Genomic DNA, 11,780 nt, shown 5'->3' on the forward strand with positions numbered 1-11,780 from the left:
GGGAGGGACGCCCGTGCCGAAGGGGCGCACGCGGACGCTCGCCGAGCTGGGGCCTCGGTACAAGTGGGTCGCGCTGTCGAACACGACGCTGGGGCTGCTCATCGCGACGATCAACTCCTCGATCGTGCTGATCGCGCTGCCCGACATCTTCAAGGGGATCGGCATCAACCCGCTCGACCCCGGCAACACCAGCTACCTGCTGTGGATGATGATGGGGTTCCTGGTGGTCACCGCCGTGCTGGTGGTGAGCTTCGGCAGGCTGGGCGACATGTTCGGCCGGGCGCGCATGTACAACATGGGCTTCCTCATCTTCACCGTCTCCTCGGTGCTGCTGGCCGTGACCTGGATGCAGGGCGACGCGGCCGCGCTGTGGCTGATCGGCTGGCGGATCGTGCAGGGCGTCGGCGGCGCGTTCCTGATGGCCAACTCCAGCGCGATCCTCACCGACGCCTTCCCCGCCCACCAGCGCGGCATGGCGCTGGGCATCAACGGCGTCGCGGCGATCACCGGCTCGTTCCTGGGCCTGGTCATCGGCGGCGTGCTGGCGCCGGTCAACTGGCACTGGGTGTTCCTGGTGTCGGTGCCGTTCGGCGTGCTGGGCACGGTGTGGGCCTACCTCAAGCTGCACGACACCAGCGAGCCCAAGCACGCGCGGATGGACTGGTGGGGCAACATCACCTTCGCCGTGGGCCTGATCGCGGTGCTCGTGGCCATCACCTACGGCATCCAGCCCTACGGCGACAGCTCGATGGGCTGGGGGAACCCGTGGGTCATCGCCGGGCTCGTCGGCGGCGCGGCCGTGCTGGTGGCCTTCGCGGTGATCGAGACGCGCGTGCCCAACCCGCTGTTCAACCTGTCGCTGTTCGGCCTGCGCACGTTCTCCTTCGGCAACCTGGCCAACCTGATGGCCTCGCTGGGCCGCGGCGGGTTGCAGTTCATCCTCATCATCTGGTTGCAGGGCATCTGGTTGCCCCAGCACGGCTACAGCTTCGAGTCCACGCCGCTGTGGGCGGGCATCTACATGCTGCCGATGACCGTCGGCTTCCTCATCGCCGCGCCGGTGTCGGGGGTGCTGTCGGACAAGTTCGGCTCGCGCGGCTTCGCCACCGTCGGCCTGGTGGTCACCGCGGCGACGTTCGTGGCGCTGACGGTGCTGCCGGTGAACTTCTCCTACCCGGTGTTCGCCGCGCTGCTGCTGGTCAACGGCCTGGGCATGGGCCTGTTCTCCTCGCCCAACCGCGCCGCGGTGATGAACAGCCTGCCCGGCGACGCCCGGGGCGTGGGCGCGGGCATGACGGCCACCTTCCAGAACTCGGCCATGGTGCTGTCGATCGGGGTGTTCTTCGGGCTGATCATCGCGGGGCTGTCGACGAACCTGCCGACCGCGATGGCCACCGGGCTGACCGCGCACGGCGTGCCCGCCGACCAGGCCGCGGCGGTCGCGGGGCTGCCCGCGGTGGCAGTGCTGTTCGCGGCCTTCCTGGGCTACAACCCGATCGAGTCGCTGCTGGGGCCGACGCTGTCGACCCTGCCGCCGGACCAGGCGCAGTTCCTCACCGGCCGCAGCTTCTTCCCGAACCTGATCAGCGGCCCGTTCTCCGACGGCCTGGCGGTGGCCTTCATGTTCGCGATCGCCGCCTGCCTCATCGGTGCCGTGGCGTCGTGGTTCGCCGTGGAGAAGAAGACGGCGCAGGCGGCGCCCGCCCCGGCGGTCCCCGCCCAGGCCGAGCACCACGAGTCGGTGGGCGAGGAGCTGGCGGGCATCGCGGGTGAGCTGACCGCCACCACCCCCAGCCGGTCCACCGAGTAGCCCGAGCACGACCCCCAGCGCCGCGGCCGCCCCCACCCGGGGGCGGCCGCGGCGCTGTGCGGCGGGGCACGGGCAGGAGGACCATCGCGCGGTGGACATCGAGTGGTTGCAGGACGAGGTCATCGATTGGCGGTTCAAGGCCGTGCCGCACACCCTGCTCGGGAGCACCGTCCGCGACGCGCTGGCGCGGCGGCCCGGCATCCGGCGCGACCGGTTCCCCAGCCCGGTGGTGGCCCTCGACCGCGCGGACCTGGAGCACAACCTCACCACCATGGCCGACTGGTGCCGCGCCTCGGGCCTCGACCTCGCCCCGCACGGCAAGACCACGATGGCGCCCGCGCTGCTGCACCGGCAGCTGGAGCTGGGCGCCTGGGGCATCACCGCCGCCACCCCGGCGCAGGCGCGCGCCTTCCGGGCCTTCGGCGTGCCGAGGGTGCTGCTGGCCAACGAGTTCGTCCACCCGGACGGGCTGGACTGGGTGGGCGCCCAGCTCGCCGACCCCGGGTTCGACTTCCTGTGCTGGGCGGACTCCCCGGAGGCCGTCCGCGCCATGGCCGGACCGCGCCCGCGCCCGCTCGACGTGCTGGTGGAGGTGGGCAGCCGCGGCGGGCGCACGGGGGCGCGCACCCCGGCCGAGGCCCTGCGCACCGCCGAGGCCATCGACGCCGAGCCCTCGCTGCGGCTCGCGGGCGTCGGCGGCTACGAGGCGCCCGCGGGCCCGGACCTCGACGACGTGCGCGCCTACCTGCACGCGCTGCGCGAGGTCGCCGAGGCGCTGCACCCGGTGGAGGACATGGTGGTGACCGCGGGCGGCAGCGCCTACTTCGACCTGGTCGCGTCCATCCTCAGAGGACCGTGGCGCACCGTCCTGCGCTCGGGCACCTACCTGACCCACGACGACGAGCACTACGCCGGGGTGTCCCCGCTCGGGGACACCCCGCGCCTGGACGCGCCCGCGCTGCGCTCGGCTTGGCGGGTGTGGGCGCAGGTGCAGTCCACGCCGGAACCGGGGCTGGCCATCCTCGCCGCGGGCAAGCGCGACCTGCCGCACGACCTCGGCCTGCCGTTCCCGGTCGACCTCGACGGCGAGGTCACCGCGCTCAACGACCAGCACGCGTTCCTGCGCACCCCGGCCGCGCCGCGGGTCGGGGAGTGGGTGCGGCTGGGCATCTCCCACCCCTGCACCACCTTCGACAAGTGGTCGCTGCTGCCCGTGCTCGATGGCGACGGCGAGACCGTGGTAGACCTCGTGCGGACCTTCTTCTGACCGTGCGGGACCTGCTGACAGCGGAGGATCGGATGCGCTGCGCCTACGTCGGGACCCTCGGCGGCGACGGGCTGGTGGTGGCCGACGTCGTCGACGGGCGGTGGAGCACGGCGCGGGCGCTGCCCGAGGTGGCCGAGCCGTCGTGGGTCGTCGGCGGGGGCGGGGTCACCTACGTCGTCAACGAGCGGCGGGCGGGCGCGGTCACCGCGCTGGACACCACGAACCCGGAGAAGCCGGTGGTGCTCCAGGAGCGCGAGACCGGGGGGTTGCAGCCCACGCACGCCACCACCTTCGCCGGGCACCTCGTCGTCGCCCACTACCTCGACGGCACGGTCGGCGCGCACCCCCTGGGACCGGACGGGGCGATCGGGCCGCGGTCGACGGGGGTGCGCCACGGCGGCGCGCGGCCGCACGCGCACCAGGTGGTCGCGGACCCGTCCGGGCGGTGGCTGGTGGCCGTCGACCTGGGCGCGGACGCGGTGCTCACGCACCGGTTCGACGGCTGGGAGCTGGTGGAGCACGCCCGGTTCGCCGTGGCGCCCGGGTTGGGCCCGCGCCACCTGGCCTTCCACGGCACCCGCGCCTACGTGCTCGGCGAGGAGCGCCCCGAGCTGGTCGCGCTGGACTGGGACCCCGCCGGGGGCACCTTCACCGAGGCGTGGACGCACGCGCTGCCCCCGGGCAACCACCCCGGCGAGATCGCGCTGTCCCCCGACGGCCGTCTGGCCTACCTCACGCTGCGCGGCGACAACACCATCGCCGTGGTCGACCTGCACGCCCGGACGACCCTCCAGCAAGCACCGGCCGGAGGGGACTGGCCGCGCCACTGCCTGCTGCTCGACGACGGGCAGCTGCTCGTGGCCAACCAGCGCTCCGGCACCGTCACCCGCTTGGCGGTCGACACCGCCGGGCTGCTCGGCCGGGCCGAGACCGTGCTGCGCGCGGCGGGCGCGAGCGTGCTGCACCTGCCGGGCTGACCAGCGGTTCGCCGTGGTCGGTCCACCTCGACCGGTGAATCGTCCACCACACCCGCGCGGAGCAGGAGAATCGCGCCCTTAACTGGGAAGCTGCCGCCCGGGGCCGAGAACCCGGCCCGGCGGGCACGTCGTCGCGCTGAAGCCTTGACAACCACGAGATCCACCGACCACCCTGGGCGGCAATGGTCTAAACCACTTAGGTGGTCGCGCGAAGGGTGCGGGACGTGAGAGTTCGGTCGAAGTCTGCGGTGGGCGGGGTCGCGGTGGCGGCAGCGGCGGTGCTCGCGCTCGCCGGGTGCGCCGGGTCGTCGGGGGGCAGCGGGGCGTCGGGGTCGCAGGGCCCGCGCGAGCTGACGGTGTGGTTGATGAACGGCTCGGCGCCCACGGCGCTGACCGACGCGCTGCACAAGGAGTTCTCCGACGGCCACCCCGGGGTGACCGTCAAGTACGAGGTCCAGCAGTGGAACGGCATCCAGGACAAGCTCACCACCGCGCTGGCGGGCAACGACGCCCCGGACGTCATCGAGATCGGCAACACCCAGGCGCCGAAGTTCGCCGCCGAGGGCGTGCTCACCGACCTGTCCGCCGACGAGCAGGCCCTCAACGGCGGCCAGTGGCTGTCGAGCCTGAAGGCCTCCGGGCAGTGGGACGGCAAGCAGTACGCCATCCCGTTCTACGCGGCCAACCGCGAGGTGCTCTACCGCAAGGACATGTTCGAGCAGGCGGGGATCACCGCCCCGCCCACCTCCCGCCAGCAGTGGCTGGACGCCATCGCCAAGCTCCAGGCCAAGTTCGGGTCCGACCCGGACTTCCAGGCGCTCTACCTGCCCGGCCAGAACTGGTACGCGCTGCTGTCGTTCATCTACGACGAGGGCGGCGACATCGCCAAGCAGGACGGCACGAAGTTCACCGCCAGCCTGGACACCCCCGAGGTGCAGAAGGCCGCCGAGTTCTACAAGCAGCTCGTCGAGGTCAGCAAGACCAAGGCGCCCAAGGACGCCGACGAGCAGACCCCCGAGCAGGCGGGCATCTTCGGCGGCGGCAAGGTCGCGATGATGATCGGCCTGCCCTGGGAGGTCGCCACCGCGGCCAAGTCCAACCCGGAGCTGACCAAGCTCACCTCGGGCTTCCCGATCCCGTCGAAGGACGCGGGCAAGTCCGCCCCGGTCTTCCAGGGCGGGTCCAACCTGGCCGTGCCCGCCACCGCCAAGGACCAGGACCTCGCCAAGGACTACCTCAAGCTGATGACCAGCGCGAAGTACCAGTCCGAGTTCGCCAAGGCCGGCATGATCCCGGGCACCTCCACCGACGTCTCCGCGCTGGAGGCCGACCCGGTCAACGCCGCCATGGCCCAGGCGTCGAAGTCCGGCAAGTCCGTGCCCGCCACCCCGGGCTGGGCGGCCATCGAGGCGGGCCAGAACCCGCTCAAGGACATGCTGACCGCCTACCTCACCGGCGCGAAGGACTTCGCCACCGCCGCCGGTGACGCCAACGCCGCGCTGAACAAGGCGTTCGCGGGCTGACATGGCCGCCCCGACGACCTCGGCCGACCGCGCCGCGCTGCCCCGGGAGGACCCCGGGGCGGCGCGGCCGCGCCGTCCCCGCAGCCCCCTGTCCGACGTGGTGGTCCCGTACCTGATGCTGGCACCCGCGGTGGTGCTCATGGTGGCGCTGCTGGCCTGGCCCGCCCTGCAGGTGCTCGGCATCAGCTTCCGCAAGCTCGACCTCGGCGAGCTCGTGCGCGGCGAGGTGGTGTGGGTCGGCTTCGACAACTACGCCGAGGTCCTGTCGGACCCGCAGTTCTGGACCGTCACGGTCCGGACCGTGGTGTTCACCGCCGCCGTCGTGGCCACCACCGTGGCGCTCGGGCTGCTGGTGGGCGTCCTCATGCGACACCTGGGCACCGCGGTGCGCTCGGTGCTCCAGGTCAGCCTGGTGCTGGCCTGGGCGACGCCGATCGTGGCCACCACGACGGTGTTCCAGTGGATGTTCGACCAGGAGTACGGCATCCTCAACAAGACGCTGGTGCTGCTCGGGTTCGACTCCTTCCGCGGGTACTCGTGGTTCTCCTCGGGCACCAGCACGCTGGCGGTGATCGGGCTGCTGGTCGTCTGGCAGGCCACCCCGTTCATCGCCTTCACCCTCTACGCGGGCCTGGTGAACACGCCCAAGGAGCTCTACGAGGCGGCGGCGATCGACGGCGCGACCGGCTGGCAGGCCTTCCGCGCGGTCAGCTGGCCCTCCATCCGGCCGATGGTCACCCTGGTGACCTTCCTGTCGGTGCTCTGGGACTTCAAGGTCTTCACCCAGGTCTGGGCCATCCGCCAGGGCGGCCCGGACGGCGGCAGCACCACCCTGCCGGTGCTGCTCTACCTCAAGGGCATCTCCGCCAGCCACTTCGGCGTCGCCGCCGCGGTGGCGGTGCTGATGCTCGTCGTGCTGGTCGCGGTCACCTGGCGCTACCTGCGCCTGCTGGTCCGCTCACCGGAAACGGAGCTGTGAGCATGCGGCGCACACCCCTGCAGCGCGCACTGCTGACCAGCGCGGGCCTGCTGGCCGCGCTGTTCTTCCTCTTCCCGACCTACTGGATGCTGACGACCGCGCTCAAGACCCCCGCGCAGGTCCTGTCCCCCGACTACGACCTGGTGCCGCTGAGCGCGACGCTGGCGAACTTCACCACCGCGCTGGGCAAGGCGGGCTTCACCGGGTTCCTCACCAACAGCCTCATCGTCACCCTCGGCGCGGTCGCCTGCGCGCTGGTGGCCGGGCTGCTGGCCTCGGTGCCGCTGGCGCGGATGCGCTTCCGCGGCCGCAAGGGCTTCCTGCTGCTGGTGCTCATCGCGCAGATGGCCCCGCTGGAGGCGCTGTTCGTCCCGATGTACCTGATCATGCGCGACGCCGACCTGCTCGACTCACTGCCCGGCCTGATGCTGGTGTACGTGGCGTTCACGCTGCCGTTCACCACCTGGACGCTGCGCGGGTTCGTCAAGGGCATCCCCGTGGAGCTGGACGAGGCGGCCATGGTGGACGGCTGCGGGCGCTGGGGGGTGTTCCGCCGGATCACCCTGCCGCTGCTGGGCCCCGGCCTGGTCGCCACCTCGGTGTTCAGCTTCGTCACCGCGTGGAACGAGTTCCTCTACGCCCTGGTGTTCCTGCGCGACCAGGACAAGCAGACGCTGCCGGTGTGGCTGTCGTCGTTCAAGACCGCGTTCGGCACCGACTGGGGCGGGATCATGGCGGCCTCGGTCGTCTACGCCGTGCCCGCGCTGGTGTTCTTCCTGCTGGTGCAGCGCAAGCTCGTCTCCGGCGGCGTCAGCGGGGCGGTGAAGGGGTGAGCGGGGTGCACGAGCTGGCCGAAGCGGTGCTGCTGCCCGGGTTCGCGGGCACGACCGCGCCGGACTGGGTGCGCGAGCGCCTGGCGGGCGGGCTGGGCGGGGTCGTCCTGTTCGGCCGCAACGTCGTCGACGACGAGCAGGTCGCCGCGCTGTGCGGGCAGCTGCGCGCCGAGCGCGCCGACGTGGTGGTGGGCATCGACGAGGAGGGCGGCGACGTCACCCGCCTCGACGTGGCCACCGGCACCGACCTGCCCGGCCCGCTGGCCTTGGGCGCCGCGGGCGACCTGCTGCTGACCGAGCGCGCCGGGGCCGCCCTGGGCTCGCGGCTCGCGGCCTGCGGCATCACCCTCGACCTCGCCCCCTGCGCCGACCTGACGCTGGCGCCGGAGGACCCGATCATCGGCGTGCGCTCGTTCGGGTCGGACCCGTTCGCCGCCGCCGCGCACGTGGCCGCCTACGTGCGCGGCATGCAGGCGCACGGCGTCGCCGCGTGCGCCAAGCACTTCCCCGGCCACGGCGCGGCCACCGCGGACTCCCACCACGAGCTGCCGGTGCTGCCGCGCACGGTCGCCCAGCTCCACGACGCCGAGCTGGTGCCCTTCCGCGCCGCGATCGCCGCGGGCGTGCGGTCGGTGATGACCGGGCACCTGGTCGTCACCGAGTGGGGCGACGAGGCCGTCACCGTCAACGCGCAAGCGCTTTCGGTGCTGCGCCGGGACCTGGGGTTCACCGGCACGATCGTCACCGACGCCCTGGAGATGGGCGCGCTCGCCGGGCACCTCGGCAACGCGGCGGGCCTGGCGTCCGCGGCGGTGCGGGCGCTGCGCGCGGGCGCCGACGCGCTGTGCGTGGGCGGGCAGGTGGCCGACGCGGGGGCGATCGTGTCCATCGTGGACGCGGTCGTCGCGGCGGTGCGCGCGGGCGAGCTGACCGAGGAACGGCTGGCGGAGGCCGCCGCGCGCACCCGCGCGCTGGGCACCCCACCAGCGGGCGGGCCCGCGCTCGTCGACCCCGACCTCGGCCCGCTGCTGGCCCGGCGGGCGCTGCGCGCGCGGGGGCTGCCCGCCCTCTCCGGCGGCCCCCTGGTGCTCGACGTCGAGGTGCCGCCGACCGTCGCGGCCGGACCGATGCCGTGGGGCCTGGCCCCGTACGCGGCCGAACTCGCCCCGTCGTCCACCGGGGAGCGCGTCGACCCCGGCTCCCCCGGCGACGTCGTCACCCGCGCCGCCGCCCGCGGCGAGGTCGTCGTGGTGACCCGCGACGCCCAGCGGTACCCGGCCGTCACCGACCTGGTGCGCGCCCTCGTCGCGGCCGTGCCGACGGTGGTGCACGTCGAGACCGGCGTCCCGGGTCCCGACCTGGGCGCCACCGGGCGCGTCGACACCTGGGGCGCGTCCACCTCCAGCCTGCGCGCGGCCGCCGAGGCCGTGCTCGGGTCCCCCTGAACCCCCGGTGGGCACCCGGGTCCCACGGGTGCCCACCGGTGACCACGCGTGAGGGGCGCTGCTCCTGACGGGTGGACAACGCGTCCAGCCCTTGTCCCAGAATTGGTCTGGACCAAATATGGAATGCGGTATCCCTGCTCCCTGCTGAGGTGAACCCATGCCCAGGACCCGATGGCACGTCGTCGCGGCGGCCACCGCCGCGACCGCGGTCACCCTCGGCCTCGCGGTGGCGCCCGCCAGCGCCGCCACCGCGACCGCCGAGTTCGCCAAGACCCAGGACTGGGGCACCGGCTGGGAGGGCAAGTACACCGTGCGCAACGGTGACCGCGCCCTCTCCGGCTGGAAGGTCGAGTTCGACCTGCCCTCCGGCACCGCCGTGTCGTCCGCCTGGGACGCCGCGATGACCAAGTCCGGCAACCACTACACCTTCACCAACCTCTCCTGGAACGGGACGGTCGCCCCCGGCGGCACGGCCTCGTTCGGGTTCAACGGCTCCGGTCCCGGCGCGCCGTCGAACTGCCTGCTCAACGGCGCCCCGTGCGGCGGCGGCACCGTCCCGACCACCCCGCCGACCACCACCACGACCACGACCGCGCCGCCCACGACGACCACCACCACGCCGCCCACCACCCAGCCCCCGTCCGCCGCGGGCAAGGTCGTCGGCTACTTCGCCGAGTGGGGCGTCTACGGCCGCAACTACCACGTCAAGAACATCGAGACGTCCGGCTCGGCGGCCAAGCTGACCCACATCAACTACGCCTTCGGCAACGTCACCAACGGCCAGTGCGCCATCGGGGACAGCTACGCCGACTACGAGAAGGCCTACACCGCCGACCAGAGCGTCGACGGCGTGGCCGACACCTGGGACCAGCCGCTGCGCGGCAGCTTCAACCAGCTGCGCAAGCTCAAGGCCAAGCACCCCAACCTCAAGGTGATCTGGTCCTTCGGCGGCTGGACCTGGTCGGGCGGCTTCGGCCAGGCCGCGAAGAACGCCACCGCCTTCGCCGACTCCTGCTACCGGCTGGTGGAGGACCCGCGCTGGGCCGACGTGTTCGACGGCATCGACATCGACTGGGAGTACCCGAACGCCTGCGGGCTCACCTGCGACACCAGCGGGCCGAACGCGTTCAAGACCCTGGTCGGCGCGCTGCGCGCCCGGTTCGGCTCCTCGGCGCTGATCACCGCGGCCACCACCGCCGACGGCTCCTCCGGCGGCAAGATCGACGCCACCGACTACGCCGGTGCCGCGCAGTACCTGGACTGGCTGATGCCGATGACCTACGACTTCTTCGGCGCCTTCAACGCCCAGGGCCCCACCGCCCCGCACTCGCCGCTGACGTCGTGGAGCGGCATCCCGACCCAGGGCTTCACCACCGCGGACGCCATCGCCAAGTTCAAGTCCAAGGGCGTCCCGGCGAGCAAGCTGCTGCTGGGCATCGGGTTCTACGGCCGCGGCTGGACCGGGGTCACCCAGTCCGCCCCGGGCGGCAGCGCGACCGGTGGCGCCCCCGGCACCTACGAGACCGGCATCGAGGACTACAAGGTCCTCAAGAACACCTGCCCGCCCACCGGCACCATCGCGGGCACGTCGTACTCCTACTGCGGCAACAACTGGTGGAGCTACGACACCCCGTCGACCATCGCGGGCAAGCGGTCGTGGGCCGCGGGCCAGGGCCTCGGCGGGTCGTTCTTCTGGGAGCTGTCCGGTGACACCAGCAACGGTGAGCTGATCACCGCGCTCAGCCGGTGACCTGGGCCGACGGCCGCCCCGGGGACCACGTCCCCGGGGCGGCCGTTCGGCTGCCCGCGCCCGGTGCGGGCCGCAGAGCCGCCCCGGGCGCGGATCGGCGCGCTCAGCCGAGCACGCCGAGCAGCTGGCCGATGACCTGGCCGGTGGTCACCGGGGTCGCGCCGTGGTCGGAGGCGGCGCGCACCGCCTGCCGGTGGTCGTCGAGCGAGCGGTCCACCATGGCGTCGGCGACGCAGAAGACCTGGACCCCGGCCAGCGCAGGCCCCGCGGCCGACATCAGGCACGCCGCGTGCGCCCGCACGCCGGTGAGCAGCAGCTGGTCGCGGCCGAAGCTGTCGAGCAGCGCCCGCAGCCCGTGGAAGTGGTCGCGCGAGAGGTCCGCGAGCCAGTGCTCCCCCGGACCGGGGACCCCGTCGAAGCGCGCCGCCGAGCGGGCCACCGGCACGCCGAGCTCGTGGCAGGTGTCGCGCAGCTGCCCCAGGTTGTGCGCGAGGTCGGCCAGCGGGGCGCGGCCCCGGTCGTACTCGGCGGGCAGGTCGTGCACCAGCAGCACCGCCCGGTGCGCGCGGCAGGTCCAGGTGGCCACCCGCTCGGGCAGCACGGCGGCGGCGGCCATCTCGTACGGGTCGGCCACGGGGCTGGTCATGCTGCCACCTCTTCTCCATCGACTTAGGCAAGCCTAACTTAACCACCGCCGCCGTTGAAGAACCTGTGACGAGGAGATGCGTTCCGTTGGACCAGTCGGCCACCGCAGCCGCGACCCTGCTGCGCCGGATCACCGCCCAGCTCGACCAGCGCGCCGCGGACTTCGCCGCCGCCGAGGGGCTGCACCCCACCGACCTGCGGGCCCTGGTGCTGCTGCTCGATGCCCGGCGCGACGGGCACCCGGCCACGCCGGGGTGGCTCAGCGCCCGGCTGTCGCTGAACTCCGCGTCCATCACCGCCCTGGTCGACCGGCTCGCCCGCGGCGGGTACGTCGAGCGCACCCCGGACCGGCGCGACCGGCGGCGGGTGCTGCTGGCGCTGCGCGACCGCGGGCTGGCGGTGGGCACGGCGTACCTGTCGGCCACGGCGGGGGTGGTCACCGCGGCGCTGTCGGGGTTCGACGCCGAGGACATGGGCACCGCGGTGCGCGTGCTCAGCAGCCTCGACCAGGCGCTGTCCGGCGCGCCGTCCGTGCGGGCCTGAAACCCCCC

10 protein-coding genes are annotated in these 11,780 nt (G+C 73.2%); 9 read left to right on the forward strand and 1 reads right to left on the reverse strand.

Translation table 11 applies throughout. The features are described 5' to 3' along the window. Positions 1-13: 13 nt before the first annotated feature. The 8 genes from BJP25_RS17025 to BJP25_RS17060 all read left to right on the forward strand — a co-directional run bounded on the left by BJP25_RS17025 (position 14) and on the right by BJP25_RS17060 (position 10,584). The gene (locus BJP25_RS17025) at positions 14-1,810 is read left to right on the forward strand and encodes an MFS transporter (protein ID WP_075975942.1); all 1,797 of its coding nucleotides are present in this window, start codon (positions 14-16) and stop codon (positions 1,808-1,810) included. A 97-nt stretch (positions 1,811-1,907) separates the two neighbouring features. Further along, complete coding sequence (locus BJP25_RS17030) at positions 1,908-3,077, forward strand: alanine racemase (RefSeq protein ID WP_456318647.1); 1,170 nt, start codon at positions 1,908-1,910, stop codon at positions 3,075-3,077. Between the two features lie 32 nt (positions 3,078-3,109). Next, positions 3,110-4,054 carry a lactonase family protein gene (locus BJP25_RS17035; RefSeq protein WP_075975944.1) on the forward strand — a complete coding sequence of 315 codons (945 nt, stop codon included), beginning with the start codon at positions 3,110-3,112 and terminating at the stop codon, positions 4,052-4,054. A 224-nt stretch (positions 4,055-4,278) separates the two neighbouring features. Next, positions 4,279-5,577 carry an extracellular solute-binding protein gene (locus tag BJP25_RS17040; RefSeq protein ID WP_233158123.1) on the forward strand — a complete coding sequence of 433 codons (1,299 nt, stop codon included), beginning with the start codon at positions 4,279-4,281 and terminating at the stop codon, positions 5,575-5,577. Between the two features lies 1 nt (position 5,578). After that, entirely contained in the window at positions 5,579-6,556 is a 978-nt protein-coding gene (locus BJP25_RS17045) for a carbohydrate ABC transporter permease (RefSeq protein ID WP_075975946.1), read from the forward strand. Positions 6,557-6,558: 2 nt separating this feature from the next. Beyond that, positions 6,559-7,389, forward strand: coding sequence for a carbohydrate ABC transporter permease (locus BJP25_RS17050; protein WP_075975947.1), 831 nt, complete (start codon positions 6,559-6,561; stop codon positions 7,387-7,389). After that, the gene (locus tag BJP25_RS17055) at positions 7,386-8,834 is read left to right on the forward strand and encodes a glycoside hydrolase family 3 N-terminal domain-containing protein (RefSeq protein ID WP_075975948.1); all 1,449 of its coding nucleotides are present in this window, start codon (positions 7,386-7,388) and stop codon (positions 8,832-8,834) included. The genes BJP25_RS17050 and BJP25_RS17055 overlap by 4 nt, the downstream gene beginning before the upstream one ends. A gap of 157 nt (positions 8,835-8,991) precedes the next feature. Then, positions 8,992-10,584: a glycosyl hydrolase family 18 protein gene (locus BJP25_RS17060; RefSeq protein WP_075975949.1), complete on the forward strand. Its 1,593-nt coding sequence runs from the start codon at positions 8,992-8,994 to the stop codon at positions 10,582-10,584. A gap of 103 nt (positions 10,585-10,687) precedes the next feature. Here BJP25_RS17060 and BJP25_RS17065 read toward each other — a convergent pair whose 3' ends face one another. After that, entirely contained in the window at positions 10,688-11,230 is a 543-nt protein-coding gene (locus BJP25_RS17065; RefSeq protein ID WP_075975950.1) for an isochorismatase family protein, read from the reverse strand. 86 nt (positions 11,231-11,316) lie between these two features. On the opposite strand from BJP25_RS17065, the gene BJP25_RS17070 reads away from it, so the two are divergent. After that, complete coding sequence (locus BJP25_RS17070; RefSeq protein WP_084794109.1) at positions 11,317-11,772, forward strand: MarR family winged helix-turn-helix transcriptional regulator; 456 nt, start codon at positions 11,317-11,319, stop codon at positions 11,770-11,772. The last annotated feature ends 8 nt before the right edge of the window (positions 11,773-11,780 follow it).

Origin of the sequence: Actinokineospora bangkokensis, from assembly GCF_001940455.1 — a bacterium.
GTDB lineage: Bacteria > Actinomycetota > Actinomycetes > Mycobacteriales > Pseudonocardiaceae > Actinokineospora > Actinokineospora bangkokensis.

Excerpts from the sequence above, each read along its gene's own strand:
- BJP25_RS17045 (WP_075975946.1), top strand. The coding sequence starts at position 5,579 with ATGGCCGCCCCGACGACCTCGGCCGACCGCGCCGCGCTGCCCCGGGAG.
- BJP25_RS17060 (WP_075975949.1), top strand. The coding sequence starts at position 8,992 with ATGCCCAGGACCCGATGGCACGTCGTCGCGGCGGCCACCGCCGCGACC.
- BJP25_RS17035 (WP_075975944.1), top strand. The coding sequence starts at position 3,110 with ATGCGCTGCGCCTACGTCGGGACCCTCGGCGGCGACGGGCTGGTGGTG.
- BJP25_RS17065 (WP_075975950.1), bottom strand. The coding sequence starts at position 11,230 with ATGACCAGCCCCGTGGCCGACCCGTACGAGATGGCCGCCGCCGCCGTG.
- BJP25_RS17050 (WP_075975947.1), top strand. The coding sequence starts at position 6,559 with ATGCGGCGCACACCCCTGCAGCGCGCACTGCTGACCAGCGCGGGCCTG.